Origin of the sequence: Microbacterium sp. CH-015 (genome assembly GCF_049707015.1) — a bacterium.
GTDB classification, from domain to species: Bacteria; Actinomycetota; Actinomycetes; order Actinomycetales; family Microbacteriaceae; genus Microbacterium; species Microbacterium aurum.
The window spans coordinates 174,142-192,649 of record NZ_JBNAFJ010000004.1 but is presented as its reverse complement, the minus strand read 5'-3'; the positions used below and the strand labels follow the sequence as shown (position 1 = coordinate 192,649).

Sequence of the window (18,508 nt, the reverse complement as noted above, 5' to 3'; positions counted from 1 at the left end):
GCTTCTCCCAGGATCGGTCGGGAGAGGGCCCGGCGCGGCGGACGCGCGCGCGGAGGGTCAGTACCAGCCGGTGGACTGCGAGTGGCCCCACGCGCCGCACGGCGTGCCGTAGCGGCCGGAGATGTAGCCGAGGCCCCACGCGATCTGTGTCGCGGGGTTCGTCTGCCAGTCGGCGCCGGCGGACGCCATCTTGCTGCCGGGGAGCGCCTGAGGGATGCCGTAGGCGCCGCTCGGGTTCGCCGCGTTCACGCGCCAGCCCGACTCCTTGTCCCACAGCGACACGAGGCACGCGAACTGGTCGTCGCCCCAGCCGTAGTTCGCCGCCATCATCGACTGCGCGATGCCCTGGGCCGAGCCCGGGTCGACGTTGATGTTGACCGCCGGCGCGGATGCCGCGGCCGACGCCTTCTTCGCAGCGGCGGCCGCCTCGGCGGCCGCCTCGGCCTCGGCCTGCGCCTGAGCGGCGGCCGCAGCAGCGGCAGCCTCGGCGGCGGCCTGAGCGGCGGCGGCTTCGGCGGCAGCCTTCGCGGCGGCCTCCTCCTCGGCCTTGCGCTGCTTCGCCTCGTCGAGGGCTGCACGCAGTCCCGCGGTCTCGCCGCGCACCGCGGCGGTCTCCGCGACGGCATCGGCGGTCAGCGCGGGAATCATGAGGGTCGGTGTCACATCCAGCGCCTCGAGCTTGTCGACCAGGTCGCTGAGATCGGAGGTGTCCACGACGATGTCGGAGGTGCCGACATCGAGACCGGATGCCGTGATGTCCATCGACACCTTGCTCGCGCCGGCGATCGCCGCCTGCGCCTTCACCAGTGCCGTCTGGCCGTCCGCGGTGATCACGCTGAGCGGTGCCGACACCGTCTGGGCCGCGGCGGAGTCCCGCTGGGCGGCCGGCGCCGCGTCGGCGGCGAAGGAGGGGAGGGCCCCCGAGGTGGTCGTGGCAATTCCGGCGACGAGACCGAGGCAGACGAGCGCAGGCGTGACGGAGCGAAGTGCGAGACGGGGCATAAGAGATGTACTTCCGGGTGAATCAGCACCGCAGCAGCACGGAAGGCCGGCAGTGCGCGTCCTCGGGTGGACACGAAGGTCACAGCTTCACAACAGTTTCTGGACGTCCCCGGCGCAGAACCTGGACAGAACCTGGACGCGCCGCCGTGGGCGACGAGCCTGCGCAGCCGCGATCACACGGCATCCGCCCTCGCGATGGAGGGCCTATCGACGCGTCATCACGCCGGTATAGAGTCGAGAACACAGGCGGTTCCCAGGCGGCATCCGTTCACTCCGGAGGGGCAGAACCATGGCATCGAATTCCGCATCCGACATCGTCGACGCGGTCGGCGGACCCGGCAACATCGCGAGCCTCACGCACTGCGCGACACGACTGCGATTCCAGCTCCACGACGGCGACAAGGCCAGCAAAGAGGCCGCCGAAGCCGTGCCCGGCGTGCTCGGCGCGGTGCCGCAGGCCGGCGACCGCTTCCAGGTGGTCATCGGCGGCGGCGTGCAGAACGTCTACAACGAGATCATGGCGCTGCCCGAGATGGCCGGCGCCGCCGGGGCTGCGGCGGGCGGTGGCGACGGCGAGTCGGATGCCGACATCAAGGCCCGCGAGCGCGCGAAGGGTCCGCGAGGCACGAACGCCTGGCTCGACAGTCTCTTCGAGTTCCTCTCCGACTCGTTCCGCCCGATCCTCGGTGCGCTGCTCGGCGCATCCCTGTTCATCACCTTCATGGCGCTCATGGCGACCCTCGAGGTGATTCCGGCGTGGAACGCTCCGGGTGTCACCCTGCCGCCGTCGTGGGCGTTCGTGAACCTGATGTGGCAGTGCGTGTTCGTCTTCCTGCCGCTCATGGTCGCCTACAACGCCTCCGCCAAGATCGGCGCCGACCCCTGGGTGGGCTTCGCGATCATGGCCGTGCTCATGCTGCCCGGGTTCACCGGTCTCGCCGCCGGGGTCGACAAGACGGCGCTGTTCGGCTTCGAGCAGGCGCAGGTCGCGATCGTGCAGGTGTGGGGCCTTCCCATGCCGATCGCCGACTACTCGTCGCAGGTGTTCCCACCGCTGCTCATGGCGGCCGTCCTCGGCCCGCTGTACAAGGGGCTGAAGAAGCTCATCCCCGACAACCTGCAGCTGATCTTCGTACCGTTCCTCGCGATGCTCATCATGATCCCGCTGACGGCGTTCCTCATCGGCCCGATCGGCGTCTACGTCGGCGCGGGCCTGGCGAGCGCCCTCGCCGCGATCAACACGTTCTCACCGTTCATCTTCGCGATCATCATCCCGCTGGCGTACCCCTTCATGGTGCCGCTGGGGCTGCACTGGCCGATCAACGCGATCATGCTGCTGAACATCCAGACGCTCGGCTACGACTTCATCCAGGGCCCGATGGGCGCGTGGAACTTCGCGTGCTTCGGCGCGACGGCCGGCGTGCTGTTCCTCGCCTGGCGCGAGAAGGACAAGGTCATGAAGCAGACGGCGACGGGCGCGCTCGCCGCCGGTCTGCTCGGTGGCATCTCGGAGCCCTCGCTCTACGGCATCCATCTGCGGTACAAGCGCATCTATCCGCGGATGCTGGTCGGCTGCTTCACCGGTGGTCTCATCATCGGGGTCGGCTCGCTGATCCTGGGCCTTCCGAACGGAATCACGACGCAGGCGTTCGTCTTCACGTCGCTGCTGACGATCCCCGCGTTCGACCCGATCGGCCTGTACGTCATCGCGGTCGCCGGCGCGTTCATCGTCGCGATGCTGCTCATCATCTTCTCGGGCTACAAGAATCCGGCGGATGCCGCCGCGCCCGCCGCGGCGACCGCTGTCGCCGGCGCGGCCACCGCGGGCGCCGCCCGCGACACGATCCCCGCCGTCGCCGGAGGGCAGGAGCTCGCCGGAGTCGCGGGTGAAGGCGCCGCCGTGGCGCCCGCCGCCGCGACGGCCACCGCCGTCGCCGGACCGGATGCCGGGGTCGGCGCGCTCCTGCAGGTGGCCTCGCCGCTGGACGGCACCGTCGTCGCCCTCGACACGGTGCCCGATCCGGTGTTCGCCGGCGGAGTGATGGGCCCGGGCGTCGCGATCGAGCCGACGGGCGACACCGTCTACTCGCCGGGCGCCGGTGTCGTCGCGGCCGCTCAGCCGACCGGGCACGCGTTCGGGCTGCAGCTGGACAACGGCGCCGAGGTCCTCATCCACGTCGGCATCGACACGGTGAACCTCAAGGGCGAAGGCTTCGACGTCAAGGTCCGAAACGGGGACCGCGTCGAGGTCGGCACCCCGCTCGTGAGTTTCGACAGGGCCGTCATCGAGAAGGCCGGCTACCCGCTCATCACCCCGGTGATCGTGCTCAACGCCGACCAGTTCGACACCGTCGACCCGGTCGCGCTCGGCCCGACGACGCACGGCAGCCCGCTCCTGGACATCCAGCGGAAGGCGTAATCGCCGGTCCTCTCGTTTCGGGGAGCGCAAATGGCTCCCCGAACCGGGTTTCGGGAACCGTTTGCGCTCCCCGAACGGGGTCAGCGCGCCGCGGCGACCGCGTCCCAGACGGCGTCGGCGACGGCGCGTTTGGTGCCCGCGGCATCCGCCACGACCTCACCTCGGGCGTCGAGCAGCAGCGCGCGGTTCTCGGCCGCCTCGAAGCCCTCGTCCCACGAGACGCGGTTGACGGCCAGCAGGTCGACGCCTTTGCGGGCGCGTTTGCGGCGGCCGCGCTCGAGCAGCTCGGCGTCGTCCGACGCGGTCTCGGCGGCGAACCCGACGATGATCTGGCCGGGCCGGCGGCCGGCGACGAGCCCCGCGAGGATGTCGGGATTCTCGACGAGGTCGAGCTGCAGGGGACCGTCCTCTTTGCGCAGCTTGTGCGCGGCGACCTCGGCGGCCCGGTAGTCGGCGACGGCGGCGACCATCACGACGACGTCGGCAGTGGCCGCGGCATCCGTCATCGCGCTCTCGAGGTCAGCGGCCGTCGACGCGCGCACCAGCGTGATCCGCGGATGCCGCGCCGCCGCCGTCAGCACACCGTCGTCCACGTGGGCCGCGACGAGCGTCACGTCGGCGCCCCGGTCGGCCGCCGCCAGCGCGATCTCGGCGCCCTGCCGTCCGCTGGAGCGGTTGCCGAGGAACCGCACCGGGTCGATGGGCTCACGCGTGCCGCCCGTCGACACGGCCACGCGTCGGCCGGCGAGGTCGCCGTGCGCGGCGGTGCCGGCGGCGACTGCGAGCGCTGCCGCGACGATCTCGTCGGGCTCGACCATGCGTCCCGGGCCGCTGTCGCCGCCGGTGAGCGGACCGTCGGCGGGGCCGACGATGTGCACGCCGCGCTCCTGCAGGGTCTGGATGTTCTGCTGCGTCGCGGCGTGCTCCCACATCGCGGTGTGCATCGCGGGCGCGACGACGACCGGCGCGGTGGTCGCCAGCAGCGTCACGCCGAGCAGGTCGTCGGCGATGCCCGCCGCCATGCGGGCGAGGGTGTTCGCGGTCGCCGGCGCGACGATCACGAGGTCGGCGGAGGTGCCGAGCGCGACGTGGCGCACCTGCGCGACGTCGTCGTGCACGCTCGTCGTGACAGAATTCCTGCTGACGGCCTCCCACGTGGCCGTCCCGACGAACCGCAGCGCTTCCGCCGTGGGTACGACGTGCACCTCGTGACCGCTCGTCACGAGGGTGCGCACCACCTGCACCGTCTTGTACGCGGCGATGCCGCCCGTCACACCCACGACAACGAACATGGTCCGATCCTCCCACGCGCCGGGATGCGGGCGGAGAGGTCACGAGCACCGTGTGCACCGTCATCGTCCACGTTCCCGAGTCTCCGGCGGCGACCGGTGAGCCGGTGCGCCTGCTCGCCGTGCGCGACGAAGACCCCGCCCGCACGTGGGACCCACTGGGGGAGTGGTGGCCCGAGCATACCGGTGTCATCGGTGTCCGTGATCGTCGCGCGGGCGGCGCGTGGCTCGCGGCCGACCCGACCGCCGGGCGCGTCGCCGTCATCCTCAACCGCGCCGACGTCGTGACCGAGCCGGAGGAGACGCTCGGCTCGCGCGGGCACGTCGTCCTCGACGCGCTCGCCGGGGCGGCCCCGGTGGCGGGCTCCGCGGGGGAGCGCCCGCGGACGCACGGCTACAACCTCGTCGAGGTCACCGCCGCCGGCGCCCGCGTCACGATGTGGGACGGCGTCACCGTGCGCACCGTCGATCTCGCGCCCGGCATCCACATGATCGCCCACGACGACGTCGACGACCCCGCGACCGCCCGCATCTCGGCGTGGCACGACGCGTTCGGAGACACCGACCCGCATGACGCGCACTGGTGGGAGGGCTGGCTCGACGTCCTCGAGCGCACGAGCGCGGTCGGATCGGTCGACGACCGTGCGATCGTGCGCGACAACCGGCCGTTCGGCTATCCCACGCTGTCGCTGCTCGTGTGCGCGGCATCGGTCGGTTCCGACGGTGCCGACGTGCGGTACGGCGAGTTCGACGAGCCGGGACGCTGGAACCGGCTGACCCTGCGCTGATGTCGGATGCCGCTGCTACCGTCGGCGGCATGGGTGACGATGTCGAGGTGGTCTTCTTCGCGGATGCCGCGGCCTTCCGCGCCTGGCTCGAGGAGCACCACGCCACCGCGACCGAGCTGTGGATGGGGCTGCGGCGCAAGGGTCACCCCGACCGAGGGCTGACGTGGGAGGACGCCGTTCCCGAGGCGCTCTGCTTCGGGTGGATCGACTCCACCAGCTACCGGATCGACGACGAGGCGCGCCGTCAGCGGTGGACGCCCCGCAAGCCGACGTCGAACTGGAGTGCCGTCAACATCGCGCACGTCGAGCGCCTGCTGGCCGAGGGGCGGATGCATCCGGCGGGTATCGCGGCGTTCGAGCGGAGAGACAAGAGCGTAGCGGGGTATTCGTACGAGACCCGGCGTGAACTCGGCGCCGACGGGCTCGCGGCGATCGCCGCGGTTCCCGCCGCGCAGGCGTTCTGGGAAGCAGCGCCACCGTCGTACCGCCGCGTGGCCGGCAACTGGGTGCTCTCGGCCAAACGCGAGCAGACCCGCGCCGACCGGCTCGCGACGCTCGTCGCCGACTGCGCCGCTGGCCGGCTCATCCCGCCGCAGCGCTACGGCGACGAGCCCCGCTGGGTCGCCCGCGCCGCCGCCGCCTCCGGTCGCCCCGCGAGGGAGCGCCAGCAACCGAGACGAAACGTCGTAACTCCGTCGTGACCGTTTTGGGCGTTTCGTCTCGCTCGTTCCTCGCTCGCTCAACGACCGGCGGGGACGCCCCGGGGTCGCTCAACGATCGGGGTCGCGGGCGTTCCCGAAGCCGAGGGGCTGGACGAGCACGTGTCGGCGGTCGCGGAACCACACGGCGCCCGACACGCGGTGCTCGGCCCTCGTCGTGAAGCGGTAGCGGTACGAGACGACCCGCACCCACCGGGGCGGCGCGCCGCCGAACGGGTCGTGGTGCAGCATCCGCAACGTCGCGGCATCCGCTTCGAGGAGGCGCACGAGGAACGCGGTGAACCAGTCCTCGAGCGACCGCCCGAGCGGGAGGAACCACATCAGCCAGTCGAGCCGCAGGTGATACGGCGCGAACTGCCGCGGGATGCGGTGGAGGTCGCCCGGCTTGCCCTTGAACGCGTACTCGCGCCATTCGGCGGTGTCCGGGTCGGCATCCGTCGTCCCTTCCACGACGTACTCGATGCGCTCCTTCGTGACCGTGCCGAACGCACCGTAGGCGTTGGCGAGCTGCCACCGGTTGAAGCTCGCGTTCATGAGTTGACGGCGCGAGAAGAGGTTCCGCGCGGCGGGCACACTGAGCACGACGTACCCGAGCGTGACGACACCGGTGACGACGACCCAGTACGGCGGAATGCCGCCGAGCGGCGCGGCATCCGGCATCCGCTCACCGGACCCGGGCACCGACACGGCCGAGAACGCCAGCACGATCGTCGCCCAGTTCAGCCACGCGAAGTTGCCCGTCAGCACGAGCCACAGCTGCGTCGCGATGACGACCGCCGCCGCGAGGTTTCCGACGACGGCGGGCCAGGGCCCGGGGATCCACAGCCCCAGGATCGGCGCGAACAGGAACCACGGCACGATCAGCTGCGCGAAATGGTTGCCCAGGACTTCGCCGCGGTGAAACCACGTCGGCAGGAGGTGCGCCTGGCGGCTGAGGGGGCCGGGCATGGGCTGCGTCTCGTGGTGGTACATCAGCGCCGTGAGGTCGCGCCACTCCCGCCCGCCGCGGATCTTGATCATCCCGGCGCCGAACTCGAGGCGGAACACCAGCCACCACATCAGCACGATCACCGCCGTGGGCGGCGGCTGGGAATCGGACCCGAGGAAGGCCGCGAGAAACCCCGCCTCGAGCAGCAGCATCTCCCATCCGAACCCGTAGAAGGTTTGCCCGATCGAGGTGATCGACATGTATCCGAGCCACAGCGCGAGGAAGGCGAGCATCGGCAGCCAGGGCGGGCCGAGCTGAGGGATGCCGGCGACGAGCAGCGCCGCGACGACGATCCCGGCGGCGCACAGCGCGACGAGGCGCCGGTCGGTGTAGCGGGTCCGGCGGAACAGCGTCGGCCGCAGCAGCTTCGCGCGCGACGGGTTCTCGGACGCCCACGCGAGCAGCTCCGGCGCCGGCAGCAGTCCGCGCTCGCCGAGGAGGGGCCGGAACTGGTTCAGGCTCGAGACGAAGGCGACGAGGAACAGAGCGGCGATGCCCCGCTGCAGCACCTGCCGCGCGAACTCGAAGTCGACCGCCGCGAAGCCGTCCATGCGGTCACCCTACGCCGCGGCATCCCGCGTCGGGGCTCGCTTCGGCCGAGGTTGTGGGCGCAGATTGTCGCTTCCGCGGGGGATGACGACCATCTGCGCCCACACCTTCCTGGCCCACACCTTCCCGGCCTGCGCGTCAGCGGAGGCGGCGCAGCAGAAGGATGCCGTCGTCGAGGTGTGCGGGGTTGCCGTCGGGGTCCTGCACCTCGCGGCGCCGCAGCTCGGCCTTCTCGACCTCCCACTGGTCGGGGTCGAGATCGAGCAGCGCGAGTTCCTCGGCCGGCGTGCGCATCGGCGGATGATCGGCCGGCAGCTCCCGCGCCCAGGGCGGCGGCGCAGCGTGCGACACCGCCAGCATCCGCCCGCCCCGCGCGACCCGGGTGAGCGCATCGCGGAGGATCTCGATCCGCGGAAAGTCCGGCTCCCACGAGTGCAGGAAGCTCGAGACCACGAGGTCGAACTCGCCCCGCGGCAGGCCCCCGACGGCGTCCGCTGCACGGAAGTCGATCTCGCGCCCCCGCGCGCGAGCTTCCGCGGCGGCGCGGGCGACGGCCGAGGCGGACACGTCCACCGCGGTGACGGTCCAGCCGTGCTCGGCGAGCCACACGGCATCCGCCCCCTCGCCGCATCCGATCTCGAGGGCCGTTCCGGGCGCCAGTGTCGACACGACGGCGGCGGTCGTCGCGTTGACCCGGCCCGACCAGACGCGGTCGTCCTCGGCGTAGCGCTCCTCCCAGTGCGCATTGCGGGCAGCGCGCCGCGCGGCGACGGCGGTCGCGGCATCCTCGGCGACGAGCCCGGCGTTGGCCCCGGCTCCCGCCATCGACCCGGAGCCCATCGACAACGGGACGTTGCCGTACGGCGCCACGACGTTGCCCGCCGCCCACACGCGCGGGTGACTCGTCGCGCCGGTCGCGTCGACCGCGAGCGGTGCGCCGGGCGCGTCGGTTCGCGCCAGCCCCAGGCCGTCGACGAATCCGAGGGCCAGGCGGGGGAGCGGCGCGGTGAACAGTGAGTCGAGCGGATGCCGGGTGCCGTCCGCCGTGACGACACCAGCGAGCGCGTCGTCCACGACATCAACCCCCGTGACCGGGGTGGTGACGATGCGGATGTCGCGCGCGATCAACCGCGCCCGGACCGCGTCGGGGAGAGATTCGGCGGCCGCGGTGAAGGCCGTGACATCGTCGCTCCACTGCCGGACGAGCTCGATCTGGTGGATGCTGGCCGGCGACGTCGCCAGCACCCCGAGGCGGCGCCCCGCGACCTCGAACCCGTGGCAGTACGGGCAGTGCAGCACGTCGCGTCCCCAGCGGTCGGCGAGGCCGGCGACGGCGGGCAGTTCGTCGACGACACCGGCCGCGAGCACGACGGCGCGCGCGAGGTCGTGGGTTCCGTCGGCGCGGGTGAGACGCGTATTGCAAACGAGCTTGCGAGAATGGCAAGCTGTCAACATGACTGAGACGGACCGTGTCGGGCCGCGACTGCGTGCGGCCCGCCAGGCGAAGGGATGGACGCTCGACGATCTCGCTGGCCGGGCGGGAATGTCAGCGAGCACGCTCTCGCGACTCGAGTCCGGCAAACGGCAGGCGAGTCTGGAGCTGCTCGTCCCGCTGACGCGGATGCTCGGCATCCGCATCGACGACCTCGTCGCTCCGCCGCCGGACCCCCGCGTCCGGCGCCCCGCGATGCGGCGGCACGGTCACATCGTCGCGCCGCTGACGCGCGAGGACTCCCCGGTGCCGACCTACAAAGTGACCTACTCCCCGGTGCCGACCTACAAAGTGACCTACCCGCCGGTCGACGACGCGCCGGCGGCGCGCGTGCACGACGGCTTCGAGTGGTTCTACGTGCTGAGCGGGCGCGTGCGGCTCGTGCTGGGCGAGCGCGAACTCGTGCTCGAGACAGGCGAGGCTGCCGAGTTCGACACGCGCACGCCGCACTCGATCAGCGCGGTCGGTCCGGGGTCCGCCGAGATCGTCAGCATCTTCAACCCGGACGGCGAGCGGCTGCACACCCGCAGCGCGGGCTGACGCATGGCGCGTCGAGGCGTCAGCGAACGAAGATCTCGGGCAGGGCGTCGAGGTAGCCGTCCTCGTCGAAATCGGGCAGCAGCGCGCGCTGCAGGATGAAGCCGGGAGCCGCTGACAGGACGACGGGCGCCATGCGCGTGCCCCACGCAACCGGATCGGTGCCCGTGCGGTCGGGATGCGCGGCCGCCCAGTCGGTGAGCCGGTCAGCGACGGTCTGCCGCAGCTGACCGAACACCCCCGCCACGAGGACGCGGATCTCGTCGTCGACGACAGCCTCGCCCCACAGCTGCGGAATCACGCCGCTGAAGTTCTCCGAGCGGATGCCGTGGATCAGTGTCACCATGATCTCGCCCGGGCTGAGGGGGTGCTCATCGTCCGCGCGCGCGGCGAGTTCATCGCGGCGAGCGGTGAGAATGCGGGCGGCGGCCGACACGAACAGCTCCTGCTTGCCCCCGGGAAAGTTGCCGTAGATCGCGCCCGCCGACAGGCCTGACTCGGCGACGAGGTCCGCGACGGAGGTGCGGGCGTAGCCCTGGCGCAGAAAGCATCGGATGGCGACGTCGATGATCTCGTCGCGCCGGGCGACGCGGTATTCGTCCGTGACCTTCGGCATGTTCCTCCTCGCGTTGACAGCCTAGCCAACTCCGAGTATAAAGAACGAGCATTCGTTTTTATTCAGATCTCCGAGTCTCCGAGGTTCCGTGATGTCCGCATCCACTCCCACTCCCACCCCCACTCCCCATACGCCGATCGGCCGCGTGCTCGGCCTCTCCGTCGGCCTCGCCGCAATCGTCGCGGTCATCGTCCTCGCGTTCGCGTGGCCAAGCGTCACGGCCGAGCCGCACGACCTGCCCGTCGCGGTGAGCGGCCCCGCCGAGGCCGTCACTGCCGTGACGGATGCCCTCGACAAGAAGCAGCCCGACGTCTTCGCGTTCGATGACGTCGCAGATCGGGATGCCGCGGTCACCGCGATCGAAAAGCGCGAGGTCTACGGGGCGATCGTCCTGGGCGACGCGCCGGGCGCGGCACCCGAGGTGCTGACCTCGTCGGCGGCGAACCTGTCGGTGAGTCAGCTGCTCACGCAGGTCGGTGCCGCGCTCGAGACGCAGGTCAACGCGCAGGCCGCTGCCGCCGCGGCAGCCGCCGGTGCGCCCGCACCCGATCACATCACGGTCGCCGTCACCGACGTCGTCCCGCTCGCCGACACCGACCCGCGCGGCACCGGCCTCACGGCGGCGATGTTCCCGCTCGTCATGGGCGGCATGATCGGCGGCATCGCGATCGCGATCGCCGTCATCGGTGCGATGCGTCGCGTGCTGGCCGTCGTGGTGTATTCGGCCGTCGGCGGCGTTGTGCTCACCGGCATCCTCGCAGGCTGGTTCGGCGTGCTGCAGGGCGACTTCTGGGTGCAGTCCGCCGTCATCGCGCTCGCCCTCTCGGCGATCGCCGCGCCCATCACCGGGGCCGTCGCGTTGCTCGGCCGCGCCGGCATCGCCGTCGGACCGGTCATCATGATGCTGTTCGCCAACCCGATCTCGGGCGCCGCGATGCCCCGGGAGTTCCTGCCCGGCATCTGGGGTCAGGTCGGTCAGTGGTTCCCGCCCGGCGCGGCGGCGAACCTGCTGCGCGATGTCTCGTACTTCCCGCAGGCCGACGCCTCGTTCTCCTGGCTCGTGCTGGCGGGGTGGACCGTCGGCGGCCTGCTGCTGTCGGTGCTCGGCCACTTCCGCACCGCGGGCGGTGCCGAGCCCGACGCGCTCGCCGCGCACGAAGACGATCCGGTCGCCGTCCCGGCTTGACGCCCGCCGCGGCGCTACGCGCGGTGCGCGCGGTAGTAGTCCAGCAGCGCGCGCGTCGAGGCGTCTTGGGCGGCCGCGGCATCCGCGTCGCCCTCGATCGCCGGCGCGATCTGCAGGGCGAGCTGCTTGCCCAGCTCGACACCCCACTGGTCGAAGCTGTTGATGCCCCACACCACGCCCTGCGTGAAGGTGAGGTGCTCGTACAGCGCGATGAGCTCGCCGAGCACGCGCGGGGTCAGCGCCGGCGCGAAGATCGACGTCGTGGGGCGGTTGCCTGGGAACGTGCGTGCCGCGACGAGCGGGCCCGTCGTCCCCTCGGCCTCGACCTCCTCGGCGGTCTTGCCGAACGCGAGCGCCTTCGTCTGTGCCAGGAAGTTCGCCAGGAACAGCCCGTGCACGTCACGTCCGTCGTCGGTGAGCGCATACGCCGGGTTCACGAAGCCGATGAAGTCGGCCGGGATCAGGCGCGTGCCCTGGTGGATGAGCTGGTAGAAGGCGTGCTGGCCGTTCGTGCCGGGCTCGCCCCAGAAGATTTCGCCGGTGTCGGAGGTGACGGGGGATCCGTCCCACCGCACCCGCTTGCCGTTGGACTCCATCGTGAGCTGCTGCAGGTACGCCGGGAAGCGCGACAGCTGCTGTGCGTAGGGGAGCACCGCGTGGGACTGCGCGCCCAGGAAATTCGTGTACCAGACGTTGAGCAGGCCCATCAGCGCCGGGACGTTCCGCTCCAGCGGCGTCGTGGCGAAGTGCTCGTCGACGGCGTGGAAGCCGGCGAGCAGCTCGCGGAACGCGTCGGGACCCAGCTCGATCATGAGCGACAGCCCGATCGCCGAGCCGACGGAGTAACGGCCGCCCACCCAGTCCCAGAATCCGAACGCGTTGTCGGGGTCGATGCCGAACGCCGCCACCTTGTCCAGGGCCGTCGAGACGGCCACGAAGTGGTGCGCCACGGCATCCTGCCGTGCGGCGTCATCGCCCGAGATCGCACCGGATGCCGCGAGTCCCGCCCACAGCCAATCGCGCGCGAGCCGGGCGTTCGTCAGCGTCTCGAGCGTCGTGAAGGTCTTCGACGCCACGATGAAGAGCGTCGTCTCGGGGTCGAGATCCTTCGTCTTGTTCGCCAGGTCGAACGGGTCGATGTTCGACACGAACCGCGCCGAGATCCCGGCGGTCGCGTAGGGCTCGAGCGCGGCCGAGATCATGGCGGGGCCGAGGTCCGACCCGCCGATCCCGATGTTCACGACGGTCTGCACATTCTTGCCGGTGACGCCGACCCACTCGCCCGAGCGCACGCGCTCGGCGAACGCGGTCATCGCGTCGAGCACGCCCTGCACGTCCCCGTCGATGTCTTGCCCGTCCACGACCAGGCGCGGCTCGGCGCCCGCCGGGCGGCGGAGCGCGGTGTGCAGCACGGCGCGGTCCTCGGTGGTGTTGATGTGCTCGCCGCGGAACATCGCGTCGCGGCGCTCGGTGAGGTGCACCTCGTCGGCGAGCTTCACGAGCGAGGCGAGGATGCCGTCGTCCACCAGGTTCTTCGACAGGTCGATCCGCAGGTCGGCGAGATCGAACGTCAGGCGCTCGACCCGTCCGGGATCGTCCGCGAACCAGCGGCGGAGGTCGGGGGTGAACCCGTCGGCGCGGGCGGTGAGCTCGCCCCAGGCGGAAGTGGTGGTGGCATCGATCGGCGTGGTCACGGGACCCACGCTAGCGCGCCGCGGCCGGAGGCGCGTGCGTCAGGTGAGGCGGCCGTCGGCGAGGGCAGGGAGGGGAGGTCAGTCGCGGTCGAGGATCGCCGCGCCGGCGGAGACCTGCACGCTCACGCGGTGCGGCGAGGCGGGATCCTCCGTCAGCGTGTGGCGGAACTCGCCCGCCGACACGTCGGAGGCGATGGCGTACGCCGTGTCGGGCAGGGTCAGCTGCAGCCTGCCCGCGGAGACGTCGGCGGTCACCTCGGTCGGCGCCTCCCCGGTGAGCGTGCCGGTGACGGCGCCGGCGCTCAGGATGATGTCGGCGGTGTCGACGTCATCGAGGTCGAAGACGGTGCGCCCGGCGGAGGCGTCGACATCGAGGTCGTGCGCCGTGCCCGACAGCTCGATCGAGCCGGCGGCGAGCTCGATGTCCAGGTCCTTGTAGGTCCCGTCGGCGTGCAGCACCCCGCCGCTCACACCGAACTCGGCGTCGATCGCGGTCCGCTGGAGCGCCGACGGCAGCGTCAACACAGCCTCATCGGTGCCGCCCCAGTGCCAGCCCGTCCACCACGACCGCTCGTTCGTCACGCGCAGCACGTCGCCGTCCCGCTCGAAGCGCCAGTCGCCCGCGGCGCCGTCGACGGTGAGCGCGGCATCGCGGCCGTACTCGACCGTGAGCGACGCCCCGGAGATGTCGATGTCGAGCGCGGCGATGCCCGCGGCATCCGCCGTGAACGTCTCGGGGCGCAGGGTCGCGGCGCGGACGGCGGAGAAGATGCCCGCCGTCACCGTGCCGAGGATGAGGATGCCGCCGACCACGATCGCGAGGATGGCGATGACGCGGGCGGTGGTGCGCCGCGGCGGCCTGCCGGGCCCCTCGGGCGAACCAGGCGCCCCGGGCGAGCCGGGCGTCGTGGGTGGGCCCGCCACCGGCGGCGGGGTGAGGGGCGTCGTCGTGCTCATCGGAGTGCTCCGTTCTGGGGCGCCGTGCCGGAGCCGCCGTGGTCGAGGTGGACGAGCGCAGCGAGCACCCGGCGGTTGCCGTGCTCGTCCTGCTCGAGGTCGAGTTTCTGGAAGAGGGAGGTGATGTGCTTCTCGACGCTCGCCTCGCTGACGAACAGCGTCTGGGCGATCGCCTGGTTGCTCTTGCCTTCGGCGATGAGCGCGAGCACCGAGCGCTCCCGCTCGGTGAGCCGCGCCATCCGCTTGTCGCGGGACCGGCGGGTCAGCAGCTGAGCCACGACCTCGGGGTCGAGCACCGTGGCGCCGGCCGCGATGCGCTCGATGGAGGCGAGGAAGTCGCGGATGTCGGCGACGCGGTCCTTCAGCAGGTAGCCGAACGCGGCCGACTGACCGGTGATCAGCTCGCTCGCGTAGCGCTCCTCGACGTACTGGCTGAGCACGAGCACCGGAATAGCCGGGTCGGCTGCGCGCAGCGCCAGGGCGGCGCGGATGCCCTCGTCGGTGAACGTCGGGGGCAGGCGCACATCGAGGACGCACAGTTCCGGTGCGGTCCGGGCGACGGCGGCGTCGAGGTCGGACGCGTCGGGCAGGGCGGCGACGACCTCGTGGCCGGCGTCCTCCAGCACGCGCACGAGTCCTTCGCGCAGCAGGGCGGAGTCTTCGCAGATCAGGATGCGCACGGGACGCTCACCTCCAGGGCGGTCGGGCCCCCGGCCGGGCTGTCCAGGCGGGCGGTGCCGCCGGCGGCGAGGATGCGGTTGGTGATGCCGTCCAGTCCACCACCGGGCAGCACCCGTGCGCCGCCGATGCCGTTGTCCTCGACGCGCGCCCAGAGGGTCCCGTCGTCGCGGCGGCGCACCACGACACGGGCCTCCGAGCCGCGGGAGTGCTTCGCCGCGTTCGTCAGCGACTCCGCGATCGCGAAGTACACGGCGGCCTCGGCCTGCGCGCTGCAGCGTCCGTCGACGCGCACGTCGACCTGCACCGGGATGGGGGAGCGGGCCGCGAGCGCGCTGAGCGCGGCATCCAGCCCACGATCGTCCAGGACAGAGGCGTGGATGCCGCGGGCCAGCTGCCGCAGCTCGGTGATCGCCGCCTTCGTGGAGGTGTGCGCCTCGTCGACGAGGGCTTTCGCGGCGGCGGGGTCGTCGTCGATCTTCTGCTGGGCGAGACCCAGGGTCATCGCGACGGAGACGAGCCGCGGCTGGACGCCGTCGTGCAGGTCGCGCTCGATGCGGGTGCGCTCGACCTCGCTCGCGCGCACGGCGCCCGCCCGCTGCGCGCCGGCGACCTGCGCCTGCGCGGCGAACTGCGCCTCCTGCGAGGGGACGAGGATCGCGCGGGTGAGCACGGCGTGCAGCAGCGCGACGCCGAGAAGCACGGCGAGCGAGATGACGACGCCGAGCACTCCGAGGCCGACCGCCCACCCGTCCTCGATCTGGAAGCCGGTGCCGGGGACGCGCACGGTGTCGGCGGCCCCCAGCGGAGCGAACGCGAGGCCGACCGAGGCGACGAGCCCCGCGACGGTGGGTAGCACGACGAGGCCGAGCACCGTCGCGATGGCGGCGCTGGCGACGCCGCGCCACATCTGCCCGTCGATGAACTGCTGCCACAGGGTGCGCATCCAGCCGCCGAACCCGGGGACGCCGCTGCGTCGTGCGCGCAGCGTGGGAACGCCGAAACCGTACAGACCCTCGACCCGCTCGTGCTCGAGCCACGAGGTCGCCCACAGCAGATAGAGGAAGGCGAGGAGGAACAGGATGCCGATGCCGAGCACCAGCAGCAGGCTCACGCCGAGGCTCAGCAGCGTCGCGAGTGCGCCGAACAGGAGCGAGCCGACGAGGCCGGCGGCCGCCAGCTGGGCGATCGCGCCGAGGTGGGAGGCCAGATGGGGCCGCGTGGCGCGCGCGACCGACGGCGGCGCGGCGACCGACGGGGAGCCGGTGGCGGATGTGGCGATGGTCATGGCTCCACGGTAGGGGTGCGCCGCGCGCGCCGCCCCAGAGCCAGCCCGACGAAGCGCTTCGGGTTATCCCTACGCAGCGCCTGGGAAGATGAGGAGGTGACCGTACCCGACATCCGCCTCATCGCCGTCGACATGGACGGCACGCTGCTCCGGCCCGACGGGTCGATGCCCGACGGACTGTGGGCGCTGCTCGAGCGACTGCGGGAGCGGAAGATCGCGTTCGCGCCCGCCAGCGGGCGGCAGCTCGCGACACTGCAGCGGATGTTCGCCGGTGTCGACGCCGAGCTCGACTACATCGCCGAGAACGGTGCGTACGTCGTGAGAGGGGATGCCGAGGTCAGCTCCGACGCGATGGATCCGGTCTTCGCGGCCGCCGTCGTCGCCCGGTTGCGCGGCCTCGTCGCGGACGGCGCACTGCGCGCCGGGCTCGTGGTGTGCGGCAAGCGCTCGGCGTACATCGAGGACACCGCGCCGCAGTTCGTGGCCGAGGTCGAGAAGTACTATGCGAGGCTCGAGGTCGTGCCCGACCTGCTGGCGGTGTCGGACCAGATCCTCAAGCTCGCGATCTTCGACATCGACGGCGGCGAGGCGCACACGGCGCCGGCGTTCGCCGACCTCCGCGAGAGCCATCAGGTCGTCGTGTCGGGCCGGCACTGGGTCGACATCATGAACACGACCGTGAACAAGGGTGTGGCCCTGCGGAACCTGCAGGCCGCTCTCGGTGTCACGCCCGCCCAGACCGCCGCCTTCGGCGACTATCTCAACGACCTGCAGCTGCTGCAGGCGGCGGACTGGTCGTACGCGATGGCCGACGCCCACCCCGACGTGGCTGCCGTCGCGCGGTTCCGCGCGGGCTCCAACGCCGAGGCGGGCGTCCTCACCGCGATCGATGAACTGATCGGCTAGTCGCCCTTCACATTCACGAGCTGATGCAGGGTGTGCCGCACCTCGACGAGATCGGCCGCGTCGGCCATGACCCGGTCGATCGGCTTGTACGCCTGCGGGATCTCGTCGATGAACGCGTCGGTGTCACGGAACTCGATGCCCGTCATCGCCTCGCGCAGCTGCGCGTGCGTGAACGTGCGCCGCGCGGCCGACCGCGAGTACTCGCGCCCCGCGCCGTGCGGCGAGGAGTTCAGTGACAGCGGGTTGCCGAGACCGGACACGACGTAGGATGCCGTGCCCATCGACCCCGGGATGAGGCCGAGCCTGCCAGCATCCGCCTGAATCGCCCCCTTCCGCGACACCCACACCTGCTTGCCGAAGTGCTTCTCGCTCTCGGTGAAGTTGTGGTGACAGTTGATGCGCTCGAGCTCCTGCACGCCCTCGCCCATCGTCTCCGACAGCTGCCGGGCGACGCGGTCCATCATCTCCTCCCGGTTCAGCAGGGCGAAGTGCTGCGCCCAGCGCAGCTCGGCGATGTACCGGCGGAACTCCTCCGTGCCCTCCACGAGGTAGGCGAGGTCGGGGTCGGGCAGCTCGATCCACCACTTCTTCGCGAGCCGCTGCGCGACGGCGATGTGGTGCGTGGCGATCTTGTTGCCGACACCCCGCGAACCCGAGTGGAGGAACATCCACACGGCATCCGTCTCATCGACGGACACCTCGATGAAATGGTTGCCCGACCCGAGCGACCCCAGCTGGTTGCGCCAGCGCCCGGCGTAGCGGGCGGGATCGAACTCCTTCGCGGCGGCGAGCTCCTCCAGCTCGGCGACGCGCGGCTCGGCGGTCGCGACGATCGTGCGGTTGTCGCGGCCCGCCGACAGCGGGATCGCTCGCTCGATCTGCTCGCGCAGCGCCACGAGGTCGCGCGCGAGCAGCTGCGCCTTCGTGAACTGCGTGCGGACGGCGATCATGCCGCAGCCGATGTCGACACCGACGGCGGCCGGCATGATGGCCCCGAGCGTCGGGATGACCGAGCCGACGGTCGCCCCCTTGCCGAGGTGCGCATCGGGCATGAGCGCCAGGTGCGGGTAGATGAACGGCATGCGTGACGAGGTGCGGGCCTGCTCGACGGTCTTCTCGTCGATGAGGCTCGCCCACGACAGCAGCCGGTTCGTGAGCTTCTCCATGGTTCCTTTCCTTGCGTGGTGACGGCCCGGGGGGCTGTCGCGCAGGGAGGGCTGCACGAGAAACGCCCCAGACCTTATCGGTGCGGGGCGTATGACGGTAACGGTGTCAGACGGCGCGCGCCGGAGGGTACGACTCATTGCGGAGGCTGGGCTGACCCAGCTCCGGCTGCAGAAGATCACGCTGATACGTGGTCATGTCGTCCTCCGAGGGATGCTGTGCCGGTCGGCGCAGCC

Annotated in this window: 16 protein-coding genes; 6 read left to right on the top strand and 10 right to left on the bottom strand. The window is 71.5% G+C overall.

Features of this window, described 5'->3' with window-relative positions; all coding sequences use genetic code 11:
* Positions 1–57 precede the first annotated feature (57 nt).
* A complete protein-coding gene (locus ACPYN4_RS08775) occupies positions 58–1,002 on the bottom strand; it encodes a lytic transglycosylase domain-containing protein (RefSeq protein ID WP_424446145.1) in 945 nt (314 codons plus the stop codon).
* Positions 1,003–1,291: 289 nt separating this feature from the next.
* Here ACPYN4_RS08775 and ACPYN4_RS08770 point away from each other — a divergent pair, with 289 nt between their 5' ends.
* Positions 1,292–3,421: a glucose PTS transporter subunit IIA gene (locus ACPYN4_RS08770; RefSeq protein WP_424446144.1), complete on the top strand. Its 2,130-nt coding sequence runs from the start codon at positions 1,292–1,294 to the stop codon at positions 3,419–3,421.
* Positions 3,422–3,501: 80 nt separating this feature from the next.
* On the opposite strand, the gene coaBC is transcribed toward ACPYN4_RS08770, so the two are convergent.
* On the bottom strand, positions 3,502–4,713 hold the full coding sequence (gene coaBC, locus ACPYN4_RS08765; protein ID WP_424446143.1) for a bifunctional phosphopantothenoylcysteine decarboxylase/phosphopantothenate--cysteine ligase CoaBC: 1,212 nt from the start codon (positions 4,711–4,713) through the stop codon (positions 3,502–3,504).
* 50 nt (positions 4,714–4,763) lie between these two features.
* On the opposite strand from coaBC, the gene ACPYN4_RS08760 reads away from it, so the two are divergent.
* Both ACPYN4_RS08760 and ACPYN4_RS08755 read left to right on the top strand, forming a co-directional pair.
* A complete protein-coding gene (locus ACPYN4_RS08760; protein ID WP_281652562.1) occupies positions 4,764–5,498 on the top strand; it encodes an NRDE family protein in 735 nt (244 codons plus the stop codon).
* Complete coding sequence (locus ACPYN4_RS08755; protein WP_424446142.1) at positions 5,498–6,199, top strand: YdeI/OmpD-associated family protein; 702 nt, start codon at positions 5,498–5,500, stop codon at positions 6,197–6,199. The genes ACPYN4_RS08760 and ACPYN4_RS08755 overlap by 1 nt, the downstream gene beginning before the upstream one ends.
* A gap of 69 nt (positions 6,200–6,268) precedes the next feature.
* Here ACPYN4_RS08755 and ACPYN4_RS08750 read toward each other — a convergent pair whose 3' ends face one another.
* Both ACPYN4_RS08750 and ACPYN4_RS08745 read right to left on the bottom strand, forming a co-directional pair.
* Positions 6,269–7,756 (bottom strand): lipase maturation factor family protein, encoded by a 1,488-nt coding sequence (locus tag ACPYN4_RS08750; RefSeq protein WP_424446141.1) that lies wholly within the window; start codon positions 7,754–7,756, stop codon positions 6,269–6,271.
* Positions 7,757–7,892: 136 nt separating this feature from the next.
* Positions 7,893–9,209, bottom strand: a complete 1,317-nt coding sequence (locus ACPYN4_RS08745; protein WP_281652559.1) for an SAM-dependent methyltransferase — start codon at positions 9,207–9,209, stop codon at positions 7,893–7,895.
* Here ACPYN4_RS08745 and ACPYN4_RS08740 point away from each other — a divergent pair.
* The gene (locus ACPYN4_RS08740) at positions 9,208–9,786 is read left to right on the top strand and encodes a helix-turn-helix domain-containing protein (protein ID WP_424446140.1); all 579 of its coding nucleotides are present in this window, start codon (positions 9,208–9,210) and stop codon (positions 9,784–9,786) included. The genes ACPYN4_RS08745 and ACPYN4_RS08740 overlap by 2 nt on opposite strands.
* A 19-nt stretch (positions 9,787–9,805) precedes the next feature.
* Here ACPYN4_RS08740 and ACPYN4_RS08735 read toward each other — a convergent pair whose 3' ends face one another.
* Positions 9,806–10,399 (bottom strand): TetR/AcrR family transcriptional regulator, encoded by a 594-nt coding sequence (locus ACPYN4_RS08735; RefSeq protein ID WP_239281036.1) that lies wholly within the window; start codon positions 10,397–10,399, stop codon positions 9,806–9,808.
* Positions 10,400–10,490: 91 nt separating this feature from the next.
* Between ACPYN4_RS08735 and ACPYN4_RS08730 the strand changes: the two genes are divergently transcribed.
* Positions 10,491–11,585: a hypothetical protein gene (locus tag ACPYN4_RS08730; RefSeq protein WP_281652558.1), complete on the top strand. Its 1,095-nt coding sequence runs from the start codon at positions 10,491–10,493 to the stop codon at positions 11,583–11,585.
* Between the two features lie 14 nt (positions 11,586–11,599).
* On the opposite strand, the gene pgi is transcribed toward ACPYN4_RS08730, so the two are convergent.
* The 4 genes from pgi to ACPYN4_RS08710 all read right to left on the bottom strand — a co-directional run bounded on the left by pgi (position 11,600) and on the right by ACPYN4_RS08710 (position 16,202).
* Positions 11,600–13,279, bottom strand: a complete 1,680-nt coding sequence (gene pgi / locus ACPYN4_RS08725; protein ID WP_424446139.1) for a glucose-6-phosphate isomerase — start codon at positions 13,277–13,279, stop codon at positions 11,600–11,602.
* Between the two features lie 78 nt (positions 13,280–13,357).
* Positions 13,358–14,236 (bottom strand): hypothetical protein, encoded by an 879-nt coding sequence (locus ACPYN4_RS08720; protein ID WP_424446138.1) that lies wholly within the window; start codon positions 14,234–14,236, stop codon positions 13,358–13,360.
* Positions 14,233–14,916, bottom strand: a complete 684-nt coding sequence (locus tag ACPYN4_RS08715; protein ID WP_424446137.1) for a LuxR C-terminal-related transcriptional regulator — start codon at positions 14,914–14,916, stop codon at positions 14,233–14,235. The genes ACPYN4_RS08720 and ACPYN4_RS08715 overlap by 4 nt, the downstream gene beginning before the upstream one ends.
* Complete coding sequence (locus ACPYN4_RS08710; RefSeq protein ID WP_315551155.1) at positions 14,904–16,202, bottom strand: sensor histidine kinase; 1,299 nt, start codon at positions 16,200–16,202, stop codon at positions 14,904–14,906. The genes ACPYN4_RS08715 and ACPYN4_RS08710 overlap by 13 nt, the downstream gene beginning before the upstream one ends.
* A 96-nt stretch (positions 16,203–16,298) precedes the next feature.
* Between ACPYN4_RS08710 and ACPYN4_RS08705 the strand changes: the two genes are divergently transcribed.
* On the top strand, positions 16,299–17,108 hold the full coding sequence (locus ACPYN4_RS08705) for a Cof-type HAD-IIB family hydrolase (RefSeq protein ID WP_424446136.1): 810 nt from the start codon (positions 16,299–16,301) through the stop codon (positions 17,106–17,108).
* Here the strand turns inward: ACPYN4_RS08705 and ACPYN4_RS08700 are convergent.
* Positions 17,105–18,274 (bottom strand): RtcB family protein, encoded by a 1,170-nt coding sequence (locus ACPYN4_RS08700; protein WP_281651793.1) that lies wholly within the window; start codon positions 18,272–18,274, stop codon positions 17,105–17,107. The two genes, ACPYN4_RS08705 and ACPYN4_RS08700, sit on opposite strands and share 4 nt — an antisense overlap.
* Positions 18,275–18,508 lie beyond the last annotated feature (234 nt).

Excerpts from the sequence above, each read along its gene's own strand:
- coaBC (WP_424446143.1), bottom strand. The coding sequence starts at position 4,713 with ATGTTCGTTGTCGTGGGTGTGACGGGCGGCATCGCCGCGTACAAGACG.
- ACPYN4_RS08700 (WP_281651793.1), bottom strand. The coding sequence starts at position 18,274 with ATGGAGAAGCTCACGAACCGGCTGCTGTCGTGGGCGAGCCTCATCGAC.
- ACPYN4_RS08710 (WP_315551155.1), bottom strand. The coding sequence starts at position 16,202 with ATGACCATCGCCACATCCGCCACCGGCTCCCCGTCGGTCGCCGCGCCG.
- ACPYN4_RS08775 (WP_424446145.1), bottom strand. The coding sequence starts at position 1,002 with ATGCCCCGTCTCGCACTTCGCTCCGTCACGCCTGCGCTCGTCTGCCTC.
- ACPYN4_RS08740 (WP_424446140.1), top strand. The coding sequence starts at position 9,208 with ATGACTGAGACGGACCGTGTCGGGCCGCGACTGCGTGCGGCCCGCCAG.
- ACPYN4_RS08755 (WP_424446142.1), top strand. The coding sequence starts at position 5,498 with ATGTCGGATGCCGCTGCTACCGTCGGCGGCATGGGTGACGATGTCGAG.
- ACPYN4_RS08750 (WP_424446141.1), bottom strand. The coding sequence starts at position 7,756 with ATGGACGGCTTCGCGGCGGTCGACTTCGAGTTCGCGCGGCAGGTGCTG.
- ACPYN4_RS08745 (WP_281652559.1), bottom strand. The coding sequence starts at position 9,209 with ATGTTGACAGCTTGCCATTCTCGCAAGCTCGTTTGCAATACGCGTCTC.
- ACPYN4_RS08770 (WP_424446144.1), top strand. The coding sequence starts at position 1,292 with ATGGCATCGAATTCCGCATCCGACATCGTCGACGCGGTCGGCGGACCC.
- ACPYN4_RS08720 (WP_424446138.1), bottom strand. The coding sequence starts at position 14,236 with ATGAGCACGACGACGCCCCTCACCCCGCCGCCGGTGGCGGGCCCACCC.
- ACPYN4_RS08730 (WP_281652558.1), top strand. The coding sequence starts at position 10,491 with ATGTCCGCATCCACTCCCACTCCCACCCCCACTCCCCATACGCCGATC.
- ACPYN4_RS08735 (WP_239281036.1), bottom strand. The coding sequence starts at position 10,399 with ATGCCGAAGGTCACGGACGAATACCGCGTCGCCCGGCGCGACGAGATC.